Source organism: Paraliobacillus sp. X-1268, assembly GCF_003426095.1.
Classification (GTDB): domain Bacteria; phylum Bacillota; class Bacilli; order Bacillales; family Amphibacillaceae; genus Paraliobacillus_A; species Paraliobacillus_A zengyii.
Genome location: NZ_QJSK01000029.1, coordinates 1 through 23568, shown reverse-complemented (window position 1 = coordinate 23568; position 23568 = coordinate 1). Strand labels below are relative to the sequence as shown.

Here is a 23568-nt window from a genome sequence, read left to right as displayed (position 1 = left end):
AATAAGCGCTCCACCCCTTAGCTATTATGAACTAACCATGGTGCCGCCATTCACATGAATCACTTGACCAGAGACATAGGAAGAGTCTGAAGAAGCAAGGTATACATAAGCCGGAGCGAGTTCGTAAGGTTGGCCTGGACGTTTAAAAGGTGGGTTCTTACCGAATTCAGTAGCAATAAACGTAGCTGAGAAACTAGCTGGAATAAGTGGTGTCCAAATTGGCCCTGGGGCTACCGCATTTACACGAATTGCGCTTTTGGCTAAATTTTGTGAAAGGGAGCGGGTAAAACCAACAATTGCCCCCTTAGTAGCAGAATAATCAATTAGCTGTTCATTCCCTTCATAAGCTACTATCGATGCGGTATTAATAATGGCGCTTCCTTTATTTAAATGAGGTAAAGCAGCTTTTGCTAAATAAAAGAAAGAAAATATATTCGTTTCAAAAGTAGCACGTAATTGTTCGGAACTAATATCTAACAAATTATCTTGAGCGAATTGAACACCGTGATTATTTACTAAAATATCTAGTTTTCCAAAATGCTTGATTGTTTGTTCGACTAAATAGGAACAGTTATGTTCAGAGCGTAAATCACCGACTAATAGCAAACACTGTCTTCCAAGTGCTTCAATTCGATCTCTTGTACGAAACGCATCTTCATTTTCGTACTCATAATAATAGGCTATAACGACATTGGCGCCTTCCTTAGCAAAGGCTATTGCTGTTGCTGCACCAATTCCACTATCTCCGCCCGTAATTATTGCTACTTTATCATATAATTTATTTGATCCTTTATAGTTGTAATCTTCAATAATAGGCTTTGGTGTCATTAAACCTTCAATTCCTGGTTGCTGTGGCTGATGTTGGGGTGGTAAGTTATGAAGTGGATTTTTACTATTTTTCATGTTGAAATCCTCCTTAAAAAGTTAATCTTCTTCCTATCTATATGTGAGGGAATAAAAAAGATTCAAGTCTAATCAGTTGACTGCTCTAATGAGATTGATTATAATAACTTTTGTTCTAAAAACTCGCAAGTTTAAAAATGACTTGTTGGTCATTCGATTCCGATTATTGGGGGTAATGTAGTGGAAGATAGAAAAATTGATATTATGCAAGCTGCAATGCGCTTCTTCTCAAAAAAGGGATTTCAATCTACATCTATGCAGGAAATTGCTAATGAAGCAGGTATGTCAAAAGGTTCTTTGTATAAATATTTTGAATCTAAAGAAGAGCTATTAATAGAAGTTTTTAAATTTAATCATGATAACATGGTGGGAAATGCTAAATATATAAATATTAATGATTCTTTAAATCCTAAAGAAAAATTCAAAAAAATGTTAATTGTTGAATTTGAAGGGATTCTGGAGAATAAGGAATATTATAATCTACTAACAAAGTCTTTACTTCTTGAAAAGAACAAACAAATTCGTCCTTTAATGCAGCAAGTTCGAGCAGAGTTGACCGATTGGCATAAAGAAGTATTATTACAGGTTTATGGAGATGACGTGGAACCTATAATATGGGATACAGTGATCACATTACAAGGTATCTTCAAAGAATATATGTCAATTGTTATTCAAGATACGCAAAAACTTTCTCTTTCAGATATTGCTACATATGTTGTTGATAGTATAGATGCTATCATTCAGCATCAAAAACATAGTAAACCATTATTAAAAGACGAGATGATGACTAATTATAAAATTCTAAAAAACAATAAAAAAAGGTTATCAGTTGAAGAACAACTTTCGCAAATGCTAACGCATTTGCGTTTAACAATAGAAACAGAAGAGGCATCTCTAGAAATACGTAAAGAATTAGAAAACACGATTTCATTTTTTAAGCAAGAATTAAAGGAAAAAACGCCTAGGATATTTTTATTAAATTCTTTACTCGCAAACCTAGAAAATAAAACAAATAAAACAGAAGATTTAAAGACAATGAAAACATTAATCGATTTATTAGATTAGCAAGAGATATAAAGGGGTGGAGAAATCATGACAACAGAACACACAGAAAGTACAACTCCGATCAATCGTAAACTTATCGTTTCCATATTGCTCGCCGGGGGATTTGTTGCGATATTAAATCAAACTCTATTTGCAACAGCTACACCACATGTAATGAATGATTTTCAAATTAGTGAAAATATTGCACAATGGCTAACAACAATCTTTATGCTGGTTAATGGTGTAATGATTCCAATTACTGCATTTTTAATTGAAACATTTACTACAAGAAGATTAGTATTATCAGCATTAGTCATTTTTGCTATAGGTACGTTAGTATGTGGTATTGCACCTACATATCCAATATTACTAGTCGGACGGGTAATACAAGCAAGTGGTGCGGGTATCATCATGCCAGTTATGATGACTGTATTCCTAACCATTTTCCCAATTGAAAAACGTGGTTCAGCAATGGGATTGGTTGGACTAGTTATATCATTTGCGCCAGCAATTGGCCCGACACTGTCAGGTTGGATTGTTGAGAATCATCCTTGGAGATTGATGTTTTTTATCATCTTACCAATCATTTTACTTGATATTATTCTTGTATACTTCTTTATGGAGAATGTAACAGAACGTACTTTTCCTAAAATAGACATTCTTTCTATTATATTATCAACATTTGGATTTGGAGGATTATTATTCGGGTTTAGTAGTGCTGGAAGCGGCAATTGGGTTGATCCAGTTGTTATTATTTCCTTAATAGTTGGTATAGTTTCCTTGATCACATTTATTAGGCGTCAATTTACGTTAAAACAACCTATTTTAGAGTTTCGGGTGTTTAAGTCTCGTACATTCACCATAACAACAATAATAGGAATGATTGTGTTTGTTGGTTTAATTGGTTCTGAAACAATTTTACCTATTTACATGCAACAGTATGCAGGGTTCACTGCATTAGAATCAGGACTTATGATAATGCCAGGCGCAATATTAATGGGATTGATGTCACCGATAACCGGTAAAATTTTTGACAAAATAGGTGCTAAATATTTAGCGATTGTTGGTTTATCGTTAATGACTGTAACAACCTTTTTGTTTACTAATTTATCTACAGAGACACCTTTGATGTTCTTAACAATTGTTTTTGGTATTCGTATGTTTGGGATGTCAATGGTAATGATGCCTGTAACAACTGCTGGACTTAATCAATTACCGATGCGTTTAATTGCACATGGAACAGCGATGAATAATACGATGCGACAAGTTTCCGCATCTATTGGTACGGCGGTATTGGTTACGATTATGACAACCAGTGCACTGGATAGTGGACCAAATGCTGCTCCTAGTGCATTAATACATGGTGTAAACATAGCGTTTTATGCAGCGACAGGTTTATCCCTTATAGGATTGTTTTTATCATTCTTTATTAAAGGAACAAAGCCGTCTGAACAACGAGGAACATATGAAATAGAGTAGTAAAAGGAAGCGCCACAGTTGTGGTGCTTTTTTAGTTTTAATCTCTGTACCTATTGAGAGTACTCAAATGACTATAACAGTATAGTACAGCGTCGTATTTGTTACTATTTTCTATGCGTGAGTAATAATTGGATACCTGCTAAATTGTTAATTTATATGGATTGTGCCTATATAATTATATAAATATATTTAAAGAACCTTTTATTACTAAAATTTGAACATTTTAAGAACTTTTATTGAAACAGTTTTTAAATGTGATCTTTTTCACTTCTTTTTTAGCATGTTTAAGTATATACTATATTTAAGATAATAGATTGTTCATCAGTGAGCAAAGTTATGTGATAATAATTAAGGAGGTAACGAAATGAAAATAGCAGAAGAAGTTACACAAAGAAACCCTTGGGATGGCTTCCATGATGGAAGATGGCAAAAAGAAATTGACGTCCGTGATTTTATTTTAAAGAACTTTACCTTATATGAAGGAAATGAAGAATTTCTAGAAAGCGCAACTGAAGCAACGAAAGCTTTATGGGATCGTGTAATGGATTTAACAAAACAGGAACGAGAAAATGGTGGTGTTTTAGACCTTGATACAAAAATTGTTTCTACAATTACATCACATGGACCTGGATATTTAAATAAAGATAGTGAAAAAGTGGTTGGTGTGCAAACAGATGAGCCTTTTAAACGTTCATTACAACCAAATGGTGGTATTCGTATGGCGGTAGCCGCAGCAGAATCTTATGGATTTAAGATTGATGAAGAAGTAGTGAAGACATTTTCCGAACATCGCAAAACACACAATCAAGGTGTTTTTGATGCATATACACCAGAAATAATGACTGCACGTAAGGCTGGTATTGTAACTGGATTACCAGATGCGTACGGTCGAGGTCGTATAATCGGTGATTACCGACGTGTTTCTCTTTATGGTGTAGACCACTTGGTTGCTGAAAAGAAAAAAGAGTTAGCTTTAATAGGTAACGGCACCATGATAGAAGATATTATTCGTGATCGCGAAGAGACAACAGAACAGATTCGTGCACTTCAAGAACTGAAACAATTGGGTGCTACGTATGGCTTTGATATTTCAAAACCAGCGAAAACTGCTCAAGAAGCTTTCCAATGGTTGTACTTTGGTTATTTAGCGGCGATTAAAGAGCAAAATGGTGCAGCAATGAGTCTAGGGCGCGTATCTACTTTCTTAGATATTTATATTGAAAGAGATATTGAAAATGGTTTGTTGACGGAAGAACAAGCTCAAGAGCTTGTTGATCACTTTGTTATGAAATTGCGTCTTGTTAAATTTGCAAGAACTCCTGAATACAATGAATTATTTAGTGGTGATCCAACTTGGGTAACAGAATCACTAGCTGGTATGGCACAAGATGGAAGGCCGTTGGTTACGAAGAGCTCCTATCGTTTCTTGCACACTTTAGATAATTTAGGTCCTGCCCCTGAACCAAACTTAACAGTACTATGGTCAGTGAAATTGCCTGAAAACTATAAAAAGTATTGTGCAAGTATGTCTATTAAATCAAGTTCTATTCAATATGAAAATGATGATTTGATGCGTGATATTTATGGTGATGACTATGGTATTGCTTGTTGTGTATCTGCGATGCGTATTGGTAAGCAAATGCAATTTTTTGGGGCACGTGCTAACTTAGCAAAAGCTTTACTATATTCTATTAATGGCGGTATGGATGAGAAGCTTAAAATTCAAGTAGCTCCTAACTATGCACCGATTACTTCTGAGTATTTAGATTATGATGAAGTGATGAAAAAATATGATACCATGTTAGATTGGTTATCTGGTATGTATGTAAATGCATTAAATATCATTCACTATATGCACGATAAATACAGCTATGAAAGAATAGAAATGGCGTTACATGATCGAGAAGTACTACGTACAATGGCTTGTGGAATTGCAGGATTATCTGTTGTTGCTGACTCGCTTAGTGCCATTAAATATGCAAAAGTAAGAACAATTCGTGATGAAGATGGTTTAGTAGTAGATTATGAAACAGAAGGTGATTTTCCTAAATACGGTAATAATGATGACCGTGTTGATGATATTGCTGCTGATTTAGTTAAAATGTTTATGAACAAAATTAAGAAACACCAAACGTATCGAAATTCCGTGCACACACAATCAATTTTAACAATTACTTCAAACGTTGTGTATGGTAAGAAAACTGGGAATACACCGGATGGACGAAAAGCTGGTGAACCATTTGCGCCAGGTGCAAATCCATTACACGGTCGTGATCAAAATGGCGCTTTAGCATCATTAAGTTCAGTCGCTAAAATGCCATATGAGTATTCCTTAGATGGCATTTCTAATACTTTCTCTATAGTACCTAAGGCATTAGGTAAAAATGAAGAAGCTAGAAAGGCTAATTTAGCGGGAATGCTTGATGGATATGTAACGAAGAAAGGTCATCACTTAAATGTAAACGTGTTTGATCGCGAGACACTTTTAGATGCAATGGATCGTCCAGAAGAATACCCGCAATTAACAATTCGTGTATCTGGTTATGCAGTAAACTTTATTAAATTAACGAGAGAACAACAAATAGATGTGATAAACCGTACGTTCCATGATGGAATGTAATAAGTAAATAAGTGGTTATGGAGGGGTAAAGATGAGCCCCTCTTGTTCTAAATAAGGCAAGGAGGGCGAACAACATGAAAGGTCGAATACATTCTATAGAAACAATGGGAACAGTAGATGGTCCTGGCTTACGTTATGTCATTTTCACGCAGGGGTGCTTATTACGTTGTAAATTTTGTCATAACCCTGATACGTGGAAAATGGGTCAAGGAAAGGAAATGGAAGTTGCAGAAATGGTTAAAGATATCAAAGACTATCTTCCCTTCTTCCAATCCACTAATGGTGGTGTAACTGTAAGTGGTGGGGAGCCATTGCTACAACTTGAATTCTTAATAGAATTATTCACAGAACTAAAAAAAATGGGAGTTCATACAACCATTGATAGTTCAGCTGGATGTTTTAGTCGCTCTCCACGCTTTATGAAAAACTTAGATAAACTGTTAGAAGTTACGGATTTAGTCTTACTAGATTTGAAACATATCGATCCAATTGAACATAAGGAACTGACTGGTATGTCTAATGAACATATTATCGACATGGCTAGATATTTGGATGAAAGAAATATACCAATATGGGTGCGTCATGTTCTTGTTCCAGGTATTAGTGATAAAGATGAGTATTTACAACAGCTTTCAGATTTTATTGCTACATTAAGGAATGTAGAACAAATTGATGTCTTGCCTTATCACAAATTGGGTGTTTACAAGTGGGAGACTTTAGGTATTAAATACCCGCTTGAGGGAGTAGAGCCTCCAACAGAAGATCGTGTAAAGAATGCAGAAGATATTTTAAATAGAGTGAAAGTCTTATCATAAAATACACAGGAAGCCTTAAAGCGGTTTCCTGTGTATTTTTGTGTTTTCTAAACGACGAGGATAAATGCGACCTATATCACTTATTTGGTATGCCATGCTTGATAATTTTTCCTCAATAGCCAATCTTATAATATAATCTTTTTTAACAAAAAAAGAATAAATCGCTATAAAGTGGTTTAAATTTAACTATAAAAGGAATACTCCCTATAGAACATAAAACAGAATGATCATTTGAATGATCAAATTAATAGAAGGAGTGTTTCAGATCATGAGTATTAAATTTACTGCACATGCAACAGCTAAAGGCGGACGCGAAGGACATGTTAAGTCAGATGACGGTTTAATTGACTTAAACTTAGTTCAACCTGGTTCAAATGCTGGAAAAGGCTCTAATCCAGAACAGTTATTTGCAGCTGGTTATGCGGCTTGTTATGATGGAGCGCTTAATCACATGGCTAGAGAAGCAAAAAAAGAAATTGATTCTACTATCACTGCAGATGTTAGTTTGATGGATGATGAAGAAGATGGTGGATTTCAAATTGGTGTAACCTTAAATGTCGAGATAAAAGGTGTTAACCAAGAAGAAGCAGAAGACTTAGCTAAAAAAGCACACGGTTTTTGCCCTTATTCTAAAGCAACCCGTGGTAATATTAATGTAGAAGTAAAAGCAAAAGCAATATAAGTAGATAAAAGAAGGTATCCTTGAGAGAAAAGGATACCTTCTTTTTAGTTTTTAGCGACTGTGGAGGGGGTTGCTACTTTTGGTTGATAAAGTTTTTTAGATAATAATTGTTGTACAATTAAAAATGTTCCCCCGACTGTCCAGTATAGTGGAAGTGCAGCTGGTGCGTTAAACGAAACAAAACCAATCATTAGCGGGGATAGGATCCCCATGAATGCCATTTGTTTCTTTTGTTTCGGTTCAATCCCAATTTGAGTTACTCTAAATTGAATGAAGTAAATAGCAGCTGCAACAAAAGTCATTACTAGATCAGATTGCCCCAAGTTGAACCAAAGGAAAGAATGGCTAGCAATTTCTGGTGTTGATCGAATCGCATAGTAAAAGCCAATCAGAATAGGGAATTGAATAATCATTGGTAAACAACCAATAGATGCAATCGGATTAAAATTGTGTTTCTTATATAGTTCCATCGTTTCTTGTTGCATTATTTTTTGAGAAGCACTATCTTTCTTGTTTTTATAAGAAGCTTGTAATGCCTCTAATTCAGGCTTCATACTAGCCATTTTGTCGCGCATCTGAAAACCATTTTTCGATTGTTTTAACATAAGTGGCATTAAAATTAAGCGTATTGTCAATGTCACTAAAACGATCGAAAGACCATAGTTTCCGTCAAAGAATGTTGCTACACCTTTAATGATAATAGAAAAGGTGTTAACAAAGTATTTATCAAAAAAACCTGCTGTGTCAGGATCAACAGCTTCACCAGTGGCTGCGGATTGGCAACCAGATAATATAAAGAGTAATACGATTAAACTAACAAAGCGATATTTCTTAAAGAATGTGAACACAGATTGCTTAGACATGATTTTCCTCCTCGTAATAGTAAAAATAAATCATTAGTTGAGGAGGTGTGATTGTCTTCATCATCATCAGGAGCATCTTTGCGTTTCATCTTTTTAGTAATCCAATTGTGAATAGCTCGTATTTGGCTTAAAAGATGAAACAACTCTCGTAAATCTAAGTATGATATTCGTTGGTGTTGACTCATAAAACCGTTTTGCTTTGTTAAATGATAGTTTGCAACATAAACCATACCGTAAGAGCAAAGTATCGTCATATATAAGGTAAGATACAAATACATTGGGTGGATATCATTGTTTAGTTGACTAATAATATCTAAGATCATCTGCATTCACCTCCTTTCATTACCTTCTGTTTTTTCTTCTTTTCTATCATGATACAATACGTATATAAAGTCAAAGGAAGTTTTAGTAACAAATGCTATAACTATTGAAACCTGGCTACTAGTCGAGACGTAATATATAAATAGTATGCAGGTTTATTTTGTATTATATCATTGGGATAAGAATCATTAGAAAGCTAATTAGAATGACGTGTTTAAAAAGTATGTAAGAATGAAAGGATGAAAAGTAAATGACTACACATATAAGAAAGGTATTATTTATAGGGGCTGGAAGAATGGCTCAAGCAATTATTGCAGGTTTAAGCAAAACGGAAATGACAATTGTGGCAAGCAACAACGGAGATGTAAAACGCTTAGAGGAAGTAGAAAATAAGTATGGTGTAAGCACAACAGACAGTTGGAAAGAAGAAGTCGATGGTGCTGATATAATTGTCTTGGCGATGCCACCTGAGGCGCATGAATCTGTTCTAAAAGAAGTAGCCTTGTTTGTTGATAATCAATTTATTGTAACATTAGCTGCTGGAATCGATCCGACCTATTTAGAAAAGAATTTACCAGCAGAAACACCAACAGCTTGGATGATGCCAAATCCAGCTGCTTCATTAGGCAAATCAGTTACGCTTTATGCGCTAGGTCAATATGCTGATGAACAGCATCAAATAATGTTGGAAGAATTATTGGAGAGCATTGGTTCATCAGAAAAGGTGACAGAAGAGCAAGTACATGCATTGACACCGATTACGGGAAGTGGTTCAGCATTTGTTTATCGAATGGCTGAGTCGCTCATTCAGTCAGCTTTGAAAACTGGGGTGACGGCAGATCAAGCAAAAAAATTAGTTGCAGATATGATTCATGGTGCAGCAGCTATGTTACAAACAGGAGAAGATACGGAGCGACTGCTGGATCAAATTGCAAGTCCGGGAGGGGTAACAGCAGCAGGTCTCGAAGTAATGGATGAAAGGGAATTTGATCAGATGATGAAAGATGTTATAACAGCGTGCCATAAGCGTGCAAAAAATATATAAAAGAAAACCTCGATGCTTGGTGAGAAGCTATCGAGGTTTTCTTTTATATTATTCAGTAGTAGTTGAATCTTTCTTAGCATCCAATTTGCTGTCGTTTACTCTTTGTTGCCCTTTTGCTGTAATCTGATCTAGCATCCCTGTCAAATCAACACCAGATACATCTTTTAGTGTTTCGGGTAATTGACTCATTAATTTTGTTACATAGCTACTCATGCGGGTTGCACCATCTCCTTCACCGTTACCACTATCAATAACAGTTAGTTTATCAATGGAGGCAATAGGCTCTGCAATCTTGCCAGCGAATTCAGGTAACATTTTAACTATCATTTCTAGCATAGCTGCTTCACCGTACTTAGCCATTGCGTCAGCAATTTTTTCTTTTGCCTCTGCTTCTGCGAAACCTTTCAAACGAATTGCTTCTGCTTCCGCTTGACCATCGAGGCGAATTTCTTCTGCTTCTGCTTCGGCGTTCTTAACGCGTGTAACTTTATCTGCTTCGGCTTTTTGTTCAGTTGCATAACGTTCTGCCTCTGCCTTTTTCGAAATTTCCGCTTCATATTGACGCTGTTTACGAATAACTTCTTTTTCATCAATTTCAATTTGTTTGTTCTTCTCTACTAATTGAATTTGCATTTCTTCTTGTTTTACTTGTTGTTCTGATATCGCTTCTTGTAGTTTATACGACATGTCTGCTTCTGCTTTAGCCTTGTCTTGATCGCGTTTATAGGCAGCAGTTTTTAATTCTTTATCCTTCGTTGCTTCAGCAATTCGTGTTTCACTTAATAACTCAGCGCTTTTACCTTCACGTTCTGCTTCCGCTTTTTTAATTCTTGAATCACGCATTGCGTTTGCTTCTGCAATTTGGGCATCACGTTTCACTTCTGAAATACGAGGTTTACCTAAGGCTTCTAAGTAACCATTTTCATCTCGAACATCTTTAATGGTGAAAGAAACAATTTGCAGTCCCATTTTTCTTAAATCAACTGCTGCTTGTGTTTGAACCTCTTGAGCAAAACGTTCGCGATTTTTGTAAATCTCTTCAACTGTCATTGTACCTAGGATAGCGCGTAAATGACCTTCTAGTACTTCTTGTGCTTGTTTGCGTAGTTCTTTGTCGTCTTTCCCTAAAAACTGTTCAGCTGCTGTAGCGATTCCTTCTGTTGTACTTTGCACCTTGATAATCGCTGTTCCATCTGCCATTACCGGTACGCCATTTTCAGTATAGACATTTGGTGTAGAAATATCTAAACTGTGTGAACGTAAACTAAGTGTTTCAGATTGCTGGAAAATCGGTATAATAAATGCACCGCCACCGCGTACAATTTTGATACCACTTCCACCATCATCTTTATGCACATTTTTACTTCCAAGAAAACTACCGGTTACAATCATTGCATCATCTGCACCGACTGTTTTAAAACGTACGGCGAAAAGAAGAGCAAAAGCAAGTATCACACCTACAACAACACCAATAATAATAATTAAATCCATACTTAAATCTGTAGCTAAATCCATATTATTCCTCCTTTGAATTATAAATCAGATAGTTCAGATACATATAAGACTTGATCTTTAACTTCTACAACAACAATTGATAGGCCTTGCATCATTTCCACGCCATCAAAACTTTTAGCTGATTCACTACGACTTCCATATGTAGATTTGATAAAGACTTCTCCATATCCGTCTGCTGGAATAGTTGTAGTAACTTCACCAGTTTTACCTATTAAATCATAGATGGAAATAGAAGTGGAAGCTTCTGCGTTGGACATAGGAATGACGAGCAAATAATAAATTAGGAAATAGGCACCAATCCCAATGAACAAACTAATAGCTAAGACATACCAATCAGGTAGACTAGAGTATTTCGTTAGCAAAACTCCAGAGCCACTAACAACAGCTAACGTTCCAAAAGTTAATAAAGGGTTAAAAAATTCACCAATACTATCGAAAAGACCATCTAATAATCCTTCAAATAGGTCCCCTAAAAATAAGGAAATAATAGCAACACCTAGACTTCCCCACAACAACCACCAATATATATCTACAATCTCGATCACTTTACCTCCTCTCAAAAAAAGAAACGTTACCATATATTACGTATCAACTACTAAAAAAGTTCCGTTTTTATATCGAGTAATATCTTCTAGAAAAATTGACATTGATAATCGTTATCAATTAATATGGAGTTAAGTACCTCAAAGGAGAGTTTTGTAATGGTTAATATTGTTATCGTATTTGCAAGTATGACTGGAAATACAGAAGAAATTGCTGAAATTATTGAAGCTAAAATAAAATCATTAAACGTTCCTGTTTCCACGTTTCAAATTGATTTTGATGATATAAGTGCAGAAGATTTAAGTAGTTATGATGGAATCTTATTAGGGACATATACTTGGGGAGACGGTGATCTACCCTACGAAGTAGAAGATTTTTATGATGATCTAGAAGACATAGATTTAACCGGAAAGAAGATAGGGTTATTTGGTTCTTGTGATTCCTTTTATCCGGAATACGGTGGAGCAATTGATAAAATGGGTGATCGCTTTAAAGAAATTGGGGCAGAAATTATTTTGGATCACTTAAAGATTGATTTAACACCAGAAGACGAAGATGTGAAAAGCTGTGAGGCCTTTGCTGAAGCGTTTATAAGCAAGTTGACTTAATAGCTTGCTTAAGTAATGAAAATAAGCGATAATTTTCTTAGTTAATAAGAGGTGATTATATGAAATTCATCAAAAGGTTCGTACTAACTTTATTCATTTTAGGGTTAGTTGGTTATGGTGTTTATTATTTTGGTATGAACTATTTAGCCAATAAAGTGGTAACAGAAGTTGATGCCCAATTGACAGATGAAGATAGAGAAGAAGTAAGAGCTTATGTGGAAAGTGTTCCAACTTTAAAGGGTTATATTGAAGAGGCACCTTCGATAGATGAGACATCGCTTCCTTTTACTACAAAAGAAGAAGCCGCAAAGCAACTTGTAAAAAAGTTCTCTGTTTCTGAAATACAAAATATTCAAGCTGCTTTTCAAACTGGGATGTCGCAAGCGGAACAGCAAGTTTTAATAAGTGAATTAGAAAATAAGTTAACTCCAGAGGAATTAGATGCTTTAAAAGTAATTGTTTATAAAGAGCTATATCAAAAAAATTAGATGATAAAAAAATCTCATCCTATTATTTAGAATGAGATTTTTTTTATGCATTTAAACAAATTTATCTCTTGTTGCTCCTAAACCAAATGATGTCATTATAACTGATATAACGATAATAACAACTAGTGGTATACCCCATGTTTGGGTTAAATCATATATTAAACCGATCGCGATTGGACCAACTGCAGCTAAGAGGTATCCAAATGATTGGGCCATACCTGATAATTCTGCAGCTTGTTTTGCGGTTGTTGCTCTCATTCCTAATAAGGCAAGTGCTAAGCTAATACTTGAACCGAGAGCGAATCCGATAAGTGTGATTGCTACAATGGTAAAGGCTAAAGATCCTCCGAAAAAGAGAGCACCATACCCAAGTAAAGCAACGATTCCGATCCCAATCATAATACCTTGTTGGTTCCGCATGCGTCCTGCTAGAATGGGTGTTAAAAACGTGGCTGGTAAACTGACAAATTGCATATAAGATAGTAACCAACCACCAGTCGCAATAGTAAAGCCCTGGGCATGAATGATTTCAGGTAACCAAGATATCGTTACATAAAACATAAAGGACTGCATACCCATAAAAAGGGTAACCTGCCAAGCAAGAGGTGATTGGTATAAACGGCTTCCAGAAGTCGTATAGTACTCCGTTTCCACCTCTTTTGGTTGTTTTCGATAAAGTAAAAACCAAACAGTGATCCCGATAATTGCGAGTAACGCCCATAGACCTAAAGCATTTTGCCATCCAAGGCCAAGGTTTTTTGCTAAGGGAATACTAATACCTGAAGCTATTGCAGCGAATATCGACATACAAGTCGTATAAACGCCAGTCATCGTTCCGATATGTTTAGGGAACTTCTCTTTAATAATCCCTGGTAAAAGCACATTGCAGATTGCAATCCCTAATCCAACAAATATTGTTCCTAAATAGAGTGTTGGACTGGTTACAATCATTCGAATTAAAATGCCGATAAGTAAAAAGACTAATCCAATTAATATTGTTGCCTCATTACCATATTTGTTACGTAATTTAGGTGCGATTGGTGACATACAGGCAAATGCTAGTAACGGTAAACTAGTAATTAAACCCGCATTCCAATTAGCTAATCCCATTTGGTCACGAATTGTGCCAATTAAAGGTCCTACAGAAGTAATTGCAGGACGTAAGTTAAAAGATACAAGAATAATGCCAATCATAAAAAAGATCTGTTTTCCAGTAAAACGGCGTGTCATATAATCTATCTCCATCTATCATTTTTTGTGAACAGGACTTAGTATAGAATAATAACTGCACTAGATCAAATTAATCTTAGCTAACTCTTTTGTTTAAAGTGATATAAGTGGTAGGAAGAGGTAGTTATAAAGTATAATAAGGCAGGAAGTAGTTACTTATTTATCACAAATTAACTTCAATTAGTTCACTATAAAATTTTAAAAAGGAATGAAGCAAATGATAGTATCGTTTTTCAGAGAAATATTCTCATGGATAAAAGCAATTGCAATTGCATTAATCATTGTATTTGTCGTAAGAGAATTTTTAGTGACGCCCTCGATTGTTAAAGGAGAATCGATGATGCCTAGCTTGCAGGACGGTGATAGAATTATCATTAGTAAGTTAACATCAATTGATCGCTTTGACGAGATTGCATTTCAATCACCTGACAGAGATGAGAAGTACGTAAAACGTGTGATAGGTGTTGCAGGTGATTCAATTAAAATGGAAAATGATATTTTATATATAAATGGAATAGCTTATGATGAACCATACCTCGAAAAATTCAAGCAAAGCTTAAGTGGTGAGCAAAGTCTGACCGATGATTTTGATCTTGAAGCATTAACTGGAGAAACGATTGTTCCAGATGGTAAATTATTTGTATTAGGTGACAATCGATTGGTGAGCAGAGATAGCAGAGCGTTTGGCCTGATTACAGAGGAATCTGTGATTGGTGATGTTGTTTTTCGTATTTGGCCATTAGATCAATTTGGTATTCCAGAATAATCTACAAATAAATAAATGGAATCGTTTTGGTACATAATAAAGCCATCTTGAGAAAAGTTAGGTGAAAAGATGGAAATAAATAATTTATTGTATAACCCAGGTGATGTAGTCTATGTGATTATTAGGAATCCACATGTACAAGGAGCGGCCAATGTTCAACAAGCAGCTGTTGTGCATGATCCTGACCAACCGACTGACCTAGCTTTGTTTATATATGAAACGTATTATCCGTTAACAGATGAAGTTGCAATTTACCAATCTGAAACAGAAGCAGAAGAAGCTTTTTTAGAAGTGTTTGGTTCACCAGAAATTGAGGGTTATCATGGTTAAACCATTTGTACCACAACTTGTTTACTTTGAACCTCGTGCTTTGGAATATCCGTTAGGGAAGACATTGCATGACAAATTTTCAAAAATGGATATTGAAATAAGAGAAACAACTTCGCATAATCAAGTACGCAATTTACCTGGGGAGAATGATTTTCAAAAGTATCGTGTTGCAAAGTCAACATTAGTAGTAGGTTTAAGGAAGACATTGAAATTTGATACATCAAAACCATCGGCTGAATATGCAATTCCATTTGCGACAGGATGTATGGGACACTGTCACTATTGTTACTTGCAGACTACTATGGGGAGCAAGCCTTATATCAGAACTTATGTTAATACAGAAGAGATTTTTGAGACAGCTGAAGCATATATGAAAGAGCGTGCACCTGAGATTACTCGATTTGAAGCCTCTTGTACCTCTGACATTGTTGGAATTGATCATTTAACGCATACCCTTAAAGAGGCGATTGAATATTTTGGGCGATCAAAGTATGGTTTATTACGATTTGTTACAAAATTTGCGCATGTTGACCATTTACTAGATGCTGATCACAGAGGTCGTACAAGGTTTCGCTTTAGTATCAACGATGATTATGTCATTAAATTTTTTGAACCAGGTACTTCGCGTTTAAATGAAAGGGTAGAGGCTGCTGTTAAAGTTGCAGAGGCAGGTTATCCATTGGGGTTTATTATTGCACCAATATATTTACACGAGGGTTGGCGTGAAGGATATCAGTTGATGTTAGAAAGATTAGCAGATACGTTACCTGATACTGCCAAACGTGATTTAACCTTTGAGCTGATCCAGCATCGATTTACAGGACCCGCTAAACGTGTGATTCAAAAAAACTACCCGATGACAAAACTCGAGCTGGATGAATCAAAAAGAAAAACAAAGTGGGGCAGGTACGGTATTTGGAAATATGTTTATCAGGATAATGAACAAGAAGAAATGAAAGATCTTTTTATGAATACAATACCAAAATTATTTCCGAAAGCCAAAATTGAATATTTTACTTAATAACAACAAAAAATACCTCATCCACTTTAATGGACAAGGTATTTTTTATTGTACGCTATTAGAACCAGTTAATTGCTTCAGGTTTAAGATTATGAAAGATATGTTTTGTTTCTGTATATTCTTCAATTCCTAATTTACCAAGCTCACGTCCAATTCCTGATTGCTTATAGCCACCCCATGGTGCATGCGGGAAATATAGGTTGAATTCATTAATCCATACTGTTCCCATGCGCATTTTTGCAACACAGCGTTCAGCTTTAACAATATCATTTGTCCATACACCACCAGCAAGTCCGTAAATAGAATCATTAGCTAAGTTAATCGCTTCCTCTTCTGTTTTAAACTTTTCAACTGTAATAATAGGACCAAATGCTTCATCTTGTACTACTTTCATGTCTGTTGTACAATTTGTGAAAATAGTTGGTAAGTAGAAGAATCCATCTTGAAGTTCTGCGTCTTCTGGACGCTTGCCACCTACAGCAACTGTTGCGCCTTCTTGTTTGCCCATTTCTACATACTTTTCAACTTTTGCAAGATGTTCAGCGGAAATAAGTGGGCCCATTTGTGTAGCTTCATCAAAACCACTACCAAGTTTTATATGTTGAACACGTTTGACAAGTGCTTCAACAAAATCATCATGAATACTTTCTTCTAATATAAGTCGTGTTCCAGCTGAACAAATTTGTCCAGCGTGAAAATATACAGCATTTAGAGCTTGATCAATTGCAGTGTCAATATCCGCATCTGCAAAGACAACATTAGGATTCTTTCCGCCTAATTCTAAAGCAAGTTTTTTCACATTTATACTTGCTGCCTGCATAATTTTCTTTCCAGTAACGATTCCACCAGTAAAGGAAATTAAATCAACGTCGGTGCTACTAGCGAGTTCAGCTCCAACAGTCATTCCAGAGCCAAGAACAAGGTTAGCAACACCTTTAGGAACACCGGCTTCTTCTATTAATTCAAATACTTTTACTGTAGTTAGTGGTGTAATTTCACTTGGCTTCATTATTAATGTGTTTCCTGTTGCTAACGCAGGCGCTAATTTCCACGATGCTTGTAGCAATGGATAATTCCAAGGTGTAATTTGTCCACAGACACCAACTGGTTCATGAACAACTTTACTAATAGAGTTTGGAACAGGAGAATCAATTATTTCGCCACCGTTTTTATCCGCAATTTGGGCGTAATAACGAAATACGCCAGCGATATCATCCATATCCCCACGACTTTCTTCTACTGTCTTTCCGGTATCTAACGACTCTAATTCAGCTAATTCTTCTTTATCTCTTTCAATTAATCCGGCGATTTTTCTAACGATATTGCCTCGTTCAGTTGCAGGTGTTAACGGCCACTTGCCATGATCAAACGCTTCTCTTGCCGCAGCAATTGCAGCTTTAGAATCCGATTCGTCGCCTTCAGCAGCGGAAGCTATTATTTCTTGGTTAAAAGGGTTAATAATTTCTCTAGTCTTTCCAGATTTTGCTGTTACCCATTCTCCATTAATGTACTGTTTTAGTAAACGCAAATAATTCACTCCAATTTATTAAGTTTGTTAAAAAAATATTTAACGTTTTGAATTATATAAATTCTAACATGATGCTTATATTGTGTCAAAGTCAAAAAGTCGTTGAATGAACAACAAATAAACGATTAATTTCGCGCTAAGAAGTATAAATAACACTATCTCTGATTTGAAAATCCTTATTTTATATAGAAGAATTAGTAATTTGCATTAACAATTAAAAAAATATTATAAAGGCTCTAAGTACCTATATTATCATGATTTTAACCTATAAAACGCACTGAATTTGACTGTTTGCATTTGACATTTAATTTATAGTAGCTAACATTAAAGCTATAAAGAATAATTTTAATTCATTTAATTCTTTGGAGAAGGTGCCTTTAATGAATAATAAAGAGAATTCAAAAGCTAAACAGCAAATTGAAGCGGCTCAAGATATAGTGATTGGATCTATTACAGAAACGATGGATCTTTATGGTGTCACACCATCAGCAGCTAATTTATATGCTACGATGTATTTTAAAGATCAAATGACTTTGGATGAAATGCGTGAGGAATTAGAAATGAGTAAGCCTAGTATGAGCACCAGCGTACGTAAACTTCAGGAATTTGAAATGGTGAAAAAGACGTTCACACGTGGAAGTAGAAAACATACTTATGTAGCTGAAAAAAACTTTTTTCGATCGTTTATGGCGTTTTACTGTCAAATGTGGGAAAGAGAAGTCAAGACAAACATGGAGGCTATCAATCAATCCCAATTAGAGCTAAGTGAGGTAGTTGAAGACAAAACTGCTAGTCCACAAGATAGTGAGATGGCAAAAAAAACGTATGATCAATTAGAAGAGTCAAAAGTATACTATAATTGGTTGTCGCGTTTAGTTTCAAGTATAAGAAGTGAAGAAATATTTGAATTTTTACCTAAAGATTAGAGAATTATTAGGCAATATAATTGTCTCATAAAAATGCTCTTTAATGAAAACTATTAGAGAGTATTTTTATCTGAACTGTGTTAAATAAATACTTAATTAATAAAACGTTTTTAACGTTTTAAATATATAGAAACAAGGAGAGGGTAAGAATGAATAAGGTCAAAAAGGGGTTATTGAGTTTATTGTTCTTAACACTATTTGCTGTACTAATGGCTTGTGGTAGCGAGAATGCAGAGGATACGAGTAGTGAGGAAGAAACTAATAAAGGAACGATTAGTATCGGTCAAATTGATTGGGCTGAGAACATTGCTGTAACGAATATGTGGAAGTATATTCTTGAAGATGAAGGATATGACGTTGAACTAACCGTAATAGGTATGGGAACAACAATGCAAGCACTAGAAAGCCAGGAACTGGATGCTAGTTTAGAAATTTGGCTTCCGGTCCAAGATAAAAACTATTATGAAGAATACAATGAAGTTATTAATTTTTCTGAGGAAACATGGTTTGATAATGCAAAAGTAGGTTTAGTAGTTCCTTCGTATCTTGAAGATATTAATAGTGTAGAAGACTTAAATGCTAACAAGGAATTATTTAATTCAGAAATTACTGGATTTGGTCCTGGAGCTGGTACGATGGAAGTAACAGAGGAATTAATCACAGCTTATGACCTTGATTATGAGTTATTATCGAGTTCTGAACCTGCTATGATTGCAGCAATAGATCAAGCTATCAAAAATGAAGAGGCGATTGTATCTCCACTTTGGACACCACACTGGGTTTTCTCAGAATATGATTTAAAATTCTTAGATGATCCTGAAAATATTTATGGTGGCGTTGAAAAAATTCATCATGCGACTAGACATGGTTTTGAAGAGGATTTTGAAGAAGTTGATCAATGGTTTAAGAATTGGAAAATGAATGACGAACAAATTGGTGAATTAATAAATTATGTTGAAGATGCAGAAGAGCCTATTGATGGAGCTGGAGAATGGGTTGAAGAAAATAGAGACTTAATTGGCGAATGGATGAATAATTAAATTAAAATAAAACCTATGTTGATCAGTTAGCTGATTTACATAGGTTTTTTTGTTTCTGAAAATGTATCTATTTGACAATTAAGTTTAGACGTGATTAAGTAGAAGTATAATTTAATTAGTAATCCACTAGGGGCGCCATTTGGCTGAGATAAAGAGTTTTCTTTGGTCCCTTTGAACCTGAACTAGTTAATACTAGCGTAGGAAAGTGGAGTTGGGACCCGTTCGCATACTATTTGTGAATATATTAAAAGGAAACCGCTCCATTTTTGGGGGCGGTTTTTTGTATGGAAAAAATTAATATGATTATTGTAAAAAGGTTTAAATTAAATAAGGAGAGGGGTTGTATTAATGATAAAAATACCTACAGCACTGACGATTGCAGGTACTGATCCAACAGGTGGGGCAGGGATTCAAGCTGATTTAAAGTCATTTCAAGAAAGAGAAGTATATGGAATGAGTATTCTAACTTCTGCAGTTGCACAAAACACGCGTGGTGTTAGTGATCTGCATCATATGCCAATTGGATTTATTGAAAAGCAGATGCAAGCAGTGTTTGATGATATACCGCCAGATGCGATAAAAACAGGGATGGTTTCAACAATAGAAATGATGGAATTAATTGCAATGTATGTTAAAAAGCAAGATTCACCATATGTGATTGATCCAGTAATGGTTGCGACAAGTGGGCATGCTTTAATGGAAAAAGAGTCACGTCAAGTGATTCGAGATTTACTTATTCCACTTGCTACAATAGTTACTCCTAATGTTCCAGAAGCGGAAATATTAGTGAACTTTAAGATTGAGGATGTAGAAGATTTAAAGAAAGCAGCGAAGGTCATCGTTGATGAATTAGGGGCTGCTGCGGCAGTTGTCAAAGGTGGACATCTAGAAGGTAAAGCGGTTGATGTTTTGTATGATAAGCAAGTTTTTCATTTATTAGAAGCAGAACGTACGTATACAAAGCATACGCATGGAACTGGTTGTACGTTCTCGGCTGTGATTACAGCTGAATTAGCAAAAGGTCAACCTGTATTAGATGCAGTTACGATTGGTAAGCAGTTTATTACAGATGCGATTCGGTATACATTAAATATTGGTACAGGAAGCGGTCCAACAAATCATTGGGGTCATCGCTTGCAAGGTTTGCCAAATCAAAAGAAGGAGGAATAAATAATGAATAAGATTACGAGAATGATTGAATTGGTTAGAGAAAAAGAACCATTGGTACATAACATTACCAATGAGGTGGTCGTGAACTTTACTGCAAATGGTCTATATGCGATCGGTGCATCCCCTGTGATGGCAAGTGCAATCGAAGAGGTAGGAGAGATGGCGAAAAACGCTGACGGTTTGCTATTGAATATTGGAACATTAACTAGTAATCAAGCAGAGGCAATGATAGTCGCAGGAAAAGCTGCAAATGAAAAAGGTATCCCAGTGGTGCTTGATCCTGTAGCTGTTGGTGCTACATCATTACGTAGTGAAGTTGCTTCACGTATTTTAGAAGAGGTAAAGATTTCGTTAATACGAGGTAATGCAGGAGAGATAAGTAATTTATCTGGTGCGAAAGCAGAAGTAAGGGGTGTGGATTCTGTCGGTACACTTGATAATCGAAGTGTGGCCATTCATGCTGCTAAGCAATTGGGTGTGCCTGTAATGGTTACTGGTGTGAAAGATGTAATTACAGATGGTAAAGAATTATATACTATTTCAAATGGAACACAATTATTAACTAAAGTAACAGGAACTGGCTGTCTATTAGGTGCGGTTATAGCTGCTTTTTTAACAACCGGAGAAAAACCATTACTAGCAGCAACAGCAGCTGTGGCTTTTTATGATGTAGCAGCAGAACGTGCAAGACAAAACGCTTCTGCACCTGGGAGTTTTCAGATAGCCTTTTTAGATGCTTTATTTGAAACGAATGCACAGCATGTTTCAGAAAAAATAAATATAACACATGAAAGTCTAGATGAGGATTAAGATATGATCTTTACAAGAAAAGATTTACGCGTTTATTTTATTATGGGTAGCAATAATTGTGACCACTACTCTCCTTTGACCATCTTGGAGGGAGCATTAAAGGGCGGAGTCACGATGTTCCAGTTCCGTGAAAAAGGAATGGGGGCAAAGACGGGAGTAGATAAAAAGCAATTAGCACAAGATATGCAAAGGTTATGTCGAAAATATCAGGTGCCGTTTATTGTGAATGATGACCTTGATTTAGCTTTAGAAATAAAAGCAGATGGTGTTCATGTAGGACAGGAAGACGCTGGAATTGATAAAGTAAAGCTACTTTGCCCAAATGACTTTCTAGTAGGTGTATCAGCTACGAATGAGAAAGAAGCTGTCCAGGCGATGAAGAATGGTGCTGATTACATCGGTGTAGGTCCGATTTTCACTACAACTTCGAAATCGGATGCCAAAGAGCCTATTGATATAGAAGGAATTATTCGTATTAGAAGTTTAGTTGGCAACACGCCAATAGTTGCAATTGGTGGAATTAAGCAAAAGCATGTAGGCTCAATTATTTCTGCAGGGGCAGATGGTGTTTCTGTTATAGGAGCTATCACTCAAGCTTCTTCGCCTGAGAAAGCAACAAAAGAACTTTTAAGTAATTTCAGGTAATAGAAAAGCTGCTTCTTACTGTTTTGAAAAACAGTTTCTGTGAAATAATAGTATTTCTCTATATAAATTGATTTAAATATGCTATTTTTATAGAAAAGAGGTGATAGGATTTGTTCACATATAAAATTGATGATGACTTGGAACTGAAACTATTAGACTTACAAGATGCACCGCGAACTTTCGCTTTGGTTGATCAATCTAGAGAACATCTAAGAAATTGGTTAGCTTGGGTTGACAAAACGAATACTGTTAAAGATAGTGAAAAATTTATTCAAGCTACTATGAAGGGGTTTGTTGATCGTCAATCATTAAATACTGCTATTATATACAAAGGCGAGATGGTAGGTATTGCGGGATATAACGAATTAGATTGGACTAACAAAGTAGCGTATATTGGGTATTGGTTAGGACAGGACTATCAAGGTTATGGAATTATGACGAAGGTTACGAAAAGGTTAACAGATTATGCAATAAATGATTTAGAGTTAAATCGTGTTGATATTCGTGCAGCGGTAGAGAATAAAAAAAGTAGAGCGATTCCAGAACGCCTTGGTTTCAAAATGGAAGGCCAATTAAGACAAGCAGAATACGTGAATGACAAGTATCTGGATCACGTCGTATATAGCATGCTAGCAGCAGACTGGAAAGTAATATAAAAAACTTCTCCAAAATTATTGCATTAAAAACGTTTTCCTTCGCATGATGTACTATTGTCGAAGCAATCTTTGTCATACAAGAAAGTGTGATTCAGCAGAAGCAGTGACAATTTCATTTGATAGACTAAATTGAATCAAAAACAATGAGTTATGATTCTGTGTTAAATTGGATCCTCAGAATAGCGGAGGAAGCAAATGGGTGACACTCTAGTGGGAACAGCAGAAGCCGAAGATCCACTTGGTAAAGTGTTTTTCTTTACCAAGTTAGCTGAGGCTGTGCCCCCATAGCCGTCAAGCTAAGGATAAACTATAGAAAAAACAAACATTACGCAACTAACTTCTAACATAAAGTTGAATTATTTTCCAATTAGATGTATGCGTAATAATAAGCCACTTTACTATTTTAAAAAAATGTATAACGTAATCCTATACTGCTTGGAAGGTTTGTTCATACGTAAGATATAGAATGTCAAAAGGACTCTTATGTTGATAACGATGATCTTTCCTTCCATGCCTGTAG

At 35.6% G+C, this 23568-nt stretch carries 24 protein-coding genes and 1 riboswitch; of the genes, 17 read left to right on the top strand and 7 right to left on the bottom strand.

Translation table 11 applies throughout. The features are described from left to right. Nucleotides 1-24: 24 nt before the first annotated feature. Complete coding sequence (locus D2K62_RS17500; protein WP_112179575.1) at nt 25-903, bottom strand: SDR family oxidoreductase; 879 nt, start codon at nt 901-903, stop codon at nt 25-27. A 180-nt stretch (nt 904-1083) separates the two neighbouring features. Between D2K62_RS17500 and D2K62_RS17495 the strand changes: the two genes are divergently transcribed. The 5 genes from D2K62_RS17495 (at nt 1084) to D2K62_RS17475 (ending at nt 7543) form a co-directional block, all read left to right on the top strand. Next, nucleotides 1084-1968: a TetR/AcrR family transcriptional regulator gene (locus tag D2K62_RS17495; RefSeq protein ID WP_112179577.1), complete on the top strand. Its 885-nt coding sequence runs from the start codon at nt 1084-1086 to the stop codon at nt 1966-1968. A gap of 27 nt (nt 1969-1995) precedes the next feature. Further along, nucleotides 1996-3426 (top strand): MDR family MFS transporter, encoded by a 1431-nt coding sequence (locus tag D2K62_RS17490; RefSeq protein ID WP_112179579.1) that lies wholly within the window; start codon nt 1996-1998, stop codon nt 3424-3426. Nucleotides 3427-3790: 364 nt separating this feature from the next. Then, nucleotides 3791-6046, top strand: a complete 2256-nt coding sequence (gene pflB, locus D2K62_RS17485) for a formate C-acetyltransferase (RefSeq protein ID WP_112179580.1) — start codon at nt 3791-3793, stop codon at nt 6044-6046. A gap of 74 nt (nt 6047-6120) precedes the next feature. Next, complete coding sequence (pflA, locus tag D2K62_RS17480; protein WP_117161830.1) at nt 6121-6861, top strand: pyruvate formate-lyase-activating protein; 741 nt, start codon at nt 6121-6123, stop codon at nt 6859-6861. 268 nt (nt 6862-7129) lie between these two features. Continuing rightward, a complete protein-coding gene (locus D2K62_RS17475; RefSeq protein WP_369974663.1) occupies nt 7130-7543 on the top strand; it encodes an organic hydroperoxide resistance protein in 414 nt (137 codons plus the stop codon). A gap of 44 nt (nt 7544-7587) precedes the next feature. Here D2K62_RS17475 and yidC read toward each other — a convergent pair whose 3' ends face one another. Further along, nucleotides 7588-8406: a membrane protein insertase YidC gene (gene yidC / locus D2K62_RS17470; protein ID WP_117149239.1), complete on the bottom strand. Its 819-nt coding sequence runs from the start codon at nt 8404-8406 to the stop codon at nt 7588-7590. Continuing rightward, nucleotides 8352-8729 carry a hypothetical protein gene (locus tag D2K62_RS18840; RefSeq protein ID WP_157967365.1) on the bottom strand — a complete coding sequence of 126 codons (378 nt, stop codon included), beginning with the start codon at nt 8727-8729 and terminating at the stop codon, nt 8352-8354. Before D2K62_RS18840 ends, yidC begins: the two co-directional genes overlap by 55 nt. 248 nt (nt 8730-8977) lie before the next feature. Here D2K62_RS18840 and proC point away from each other — a divergent pair, with 248 nt between their 5' ends. Continuing rightward, the gene (proC, locus tag D2K62_RS17465; RefSeq protein ID WP_112179588.1) at nt 8978-9772 is read left to right on the top strand and encodes a pyrroline-5-carboxylate reductase; all 795 of its coding nucleotides are present in this window, start codon (nt 8978-8980) and stop codon (nt 9770-9772) included. A gap of 48 nt (nt 9773-9820) precedes the next feature. Here proC and D2K62_RS17460 read toward each other — a convergent pair whose 3' ends face one another. Continuing rightward, nucleotides 9821-11287: a flotillin lipid rafts scaffold protein FloT gene (locus D2K62_RS17460; protein WP_198663166.1), complete on the bottom strand. Its 1467-nt coding sequence runs from the start codon at nt 11285-11287 to the stop codon at nt 9821-9823. 17 nt (nt 11288-11304) lie between these two features. Further along, nucleotides 11305-11832 carry an NfeD family membrane protein gene (locus D2K62_RS17455; RefSeq protein ID WP_157967364.1) on the bottom strand — a complete coding sequence of 176 codons (528 nt, stop codon included), beginning with the start codon at nt 11830-11832 and terminating at the stop codon, nt 11305-11307. A 156-nt stretch (nt 11833-11988) separates the two neighbouring features. Between D2K62_RS17455 and D2K62_RS17450 the strand changes: the two genes are divergently transcribed. Both D2K62_RS17450 and D2K62_RS17445 read left to right on the top strand, forming a co-directional pair. After that, on the top strand, nt 11989-12438 hold the full coding sequence (locus D2K62_RS17450) for a flavodoxin (protein ID WP_112179592.1): 450 nt from the start codon (nt 11989-11991) through the stop codon (nt 12436-12438). Nucleotides 12439-12497: 59 nt separating this feature from the next. Then, nucleotides 12498-12926 (top strand): hypothetical protein, encoded by a 429-nt coding sequence (locus tag D2K62_RS17445; RefSeq protein WP_112179594.1) that lies wholly within the window; start codon nt 12498-12500, stop codon nt 12924-12926. 51 nt (nt 12927-12977) lie between these two features. Here the strand turns inward: D2K62_RS17445 and D2K62_RS17440 are convergent, their stop codons facing one another. Beyond that, the gene (locus D2K62_RS17440) at nt 12978-14156 is read right to left on the bottom strand and encodes a CynX/NimT family MFS transporter (protein WP_232824238.1); all 1179 of its coding nucleotides are present in this window, start codon (nt 14154-14156) and stop codon (nt 12978-12980) included. Between the two features lie 217 nt (nt 14157-14373). On the opposite strand from D2K62_RS17440, the gene lepB reads away from it, so the two are divergent. From lepB to splB, 3 genes are all read left to right on the top strand, one after another. Then, nucleotides 14374-14922: a signal peptidase I gene (gene lepB / locus D2K62_RS17435; RefSeq protein WP_232824236.1), complete on the top strand. Its 549-nt coding sequence runs from the start codon at nt 14374-14376 to the stop codon at nt 14920-14922. 69 nt (nt 14923-14991) lie between these two features. Beyond that, entirely contained in the window at nt 14992-15252 is a 261-nt protein-coding gene (locus tag D2K62_RS17430) for a transcriptional regulator SplA domain-containing protein (protein WP_112179600.1), read from the top strand. Continuing rightward, the gene (splB, locus tag D2K62_RS17425; protein ID WP_112179602.1) at nt 15245-16273 is read left to right on the top strand and encodes a spore photoproduct lyase; all 1029 of its coding nucleotides are present in this window, start codon (nt 15245-15247) and stop codon (nt 16271-16273) included. Before D2K62_RS17430 ends, splB begins: the two co-directional genes overlap by 8 nt. Before the next feature lie 58 nt (nt 16274-16331). On the opposite strand, the gene betB is transcribed toward splB, so the two are convergent. Further along, on the bottom strand, nt 16332-17801 hold the full coding sequence (gene betB / locus D2K62_RS17420) for a betaine-aldehyde dehydrogenase (RefSeq protein WP_117161829.1): 1470 nt from the start codon (nt 17799-17801) through the stop codon (nt 16332-16334). A 380-nt stretch (nt 17802-18181) separates the two neighbouring features. Here betB and cudC point away from each other — a divergent pair, with 380 nt between their 5' ends. The 6 genes from cudC to D2K62_RS17390 all read left to right on the top strand — a co-directional run bounded on the left by cudC (nt 18182) and on the right by D2K62_RS17390 (nt 23048). Further along, on the top strand, nt 18182-18727 hold the full coding sequence (gene cudC / locus D2K62_RS17415; protein ID WP_112179606.1) for a choline uptake/conversion transcriptional regulator CudC: 546 nt from the start codon (nt 18182-18184) through the stop codon (nt 18725-18727). Nucleotides 18728-18876: 149 nt separating this feature from the next. Then, nucleotides 18877-19767 (top strand): glycine betaine ABC transporter substrate-binding protein, encoded by an 891-nt coding sequence (locus D2K62_RS17410; RefSeq protein WP_112179608.1) that lies wholly within the window; start codon nt 18877-18879, stop codon nt 19765-19767. Nucleotides 19768-19885: 118 nt separating this feature from the next. Further along, nucleotides 19886-19988: riboswitch (TPP riboswitch) on the top strand. 127 nt (nt 19989-20115) lie between these two features. Further along, nucleotides 20116-20937, top strand: coding sequence for a bifunctional hydroxymethylpyrimidine kinase/phosphomethylpyrimidine kinase (gene thiD / locus D2K62_RS17405; protein WP_112179610.1), 822 nt, complete (start codon nt 20116-20118; stop codon nt 20935-20937). 3 nt (nt 20938-20940) lie between these two features. Beyond that, complete coding sequence (gene thiM / locus D2K62_RS17400) at nt 20941-21747, top strand: hydroxyethylthiazole kinase (protein WP_157967905.1); 807 nt, start codon at nt 20941-20943, stop codon at nt 21745-21747. A 3-nt stretch (nt 21748-21750) separates the two neighbouring features. Then, nucleotides 21751-22392, top strand: coding sequence for a thiamine phosphate synthase (gene thiE / locus D2K62_RS17395; protein WP_112179611.1), 642 nt, complete (start codon nt 21751-21753; stop codon nt 22390-22392). 110 nt (nt 22393-22502) lie between these two features. Then, on the top strand, nt 22503-23048 hold the full coding sequence (locus D2K62_RS17390; protein ID WP_112179613.1) for a GNAT family N-acetyltransferase: 546 nt from the start codon (nt 22503-22505) through the stop codon (nt 23046-23048). Nucleotides 23049-23568 lie beyond the last annotated feature (520 nt).

Excerpts from the sequence above, each read along its gene's own strand:
- D2K62_RS17500 (WP_112179575.1), bottom strand. The coding sequence starts at position 903 with ATGAAAAATAGTAAAAATCCACTTCATAACTTACCACCCCAACATCAG.
- D2K62_RS17490 (WP_112179579.1), top strand. The coding sequence starts at position 1,996 with ATGACAACAGAACACACAGAAAGTACAACTCCGATCAATCGTAAACTT.
- pflB (WP_112179580.1), top strand. The coding sequence starts at position 3,791 with ATGAAAATAGCAGAAGAAGTTACACAAAGAAACCCTTGGGATGGCTTC.
- pflA (WP_117161830.1), top strand. The coding sequence starts at position 6,121 with ATGAAAGGTCGAATACATTCTATAGAAACAATGGGAACAGTAGATGGT.
- D2K62_RS17475 (WP_369974663.1), top strand. The coding sequence starts at position 7,130 with ATGAGTATTAAATTTACTGCACATGCAACAGCTAAAGGCGGACGCGAA.
- yidC (WP_117149239.1), bottom strand. The coding sequence starts at position 8,406 with ATGTCTAAGCAATCTGTGTTCACATTCTTTAAGAAATATCGCTTTGTT.
- D2K62_RS18840 (WP_157967365.1), bottom strand. The coding sequence starts at position 8,729 with ATGATCTTAGATATTATTAGTCAACTAAACAATGATATCCACCCAATG.
- proC (WP_112179588.1), top strand. The coding sequence starts at position 8,978 with ATGACTACACATATAAGAAAGGTATTATTTATAGGGGCTGGAAGAATG.
- D2K62_RS17460 (WP_198663166.1), bottom strand. The coding sequence starts at position 11,287 with ATGGATTTAGCTACAGATTTAAGTATGGATTTAATTATTATTATTGGT.
- D2K62_RS17450 (WP_112179592.1), top strand. The coding sequence starts at position 11,989 with ATGGTTAATATTGTTATCGTATTTGCAAGTATGACTGGAAATACAGAA.
- D2K62_RS17445 (WP_112179594.1), top strand. The coding sequence starts at position 12,498 with ATGAAATTCATCAAAAGGTTCGTACTAACTTTATTCATTTTAGGGTTA.
- D2K62_RS17440 (WP_232824238.1), bottom strand. The coding sequence starts at position 14,156 with ATGACACGCCGTTTTACTGGAAAACAGATCTTTTTTATGATTGGCATT.
- lepB (WP_232824236.1), top strand. The coding sequence starts at position 14,374 with ATGATAGTATCGTTTTTCAGAGAAATATTCTCATGGATAAAAGCAATT.
- D2K62_RS17430 (WP_112179600.1), top strand. The coding sequence starts at position 14,992 with ATGGAAATAAATAATTTATTGTATAACCCAGGTGATGTAGTCTATGTG.
- splB (WP_112179602.1), top strand. The coding sequence starts at position 15,245 with ATGGTTAAACCATTTGTACCACAACTTGTTTACTTTGAACCTCGTGCT.
- cudC (WP_112179606.1), top strand. The coding sequence starts at position 18,182 with ATGAATAATAAAGAGAATTCAAAAGCTAAACAGCAAATTGAAGCGGCT.
- D2K62_RS17410 (WP_112179608.1), top strand. The coding sequence starts at position 18,877 with ATGAATAAGGTCAAAAAGGGGTTATTGAGTTTATTGTTCTTAACACTA.
- thiD (WP_112179610.1), top strand. The coding sequence starts at position 20,116 with ATGATAAAAATACCTACAGCACTGACGATTGCAGGTACTGATCCAACA.
- thiM (WP_157967905.1), top strand. The coding sequence starts at position 20,941 with ATGAATAAGATTACGAGAATGATTGAATTGGTTAGAGAAAAAGAACCA.
- thiE (WP_112179611.1), top strand. The coding sequence starts at position 21,751 with ATGATCTTTACAAGAAAAGATTTACGCGTTTATTTTATTATGGGTAGC.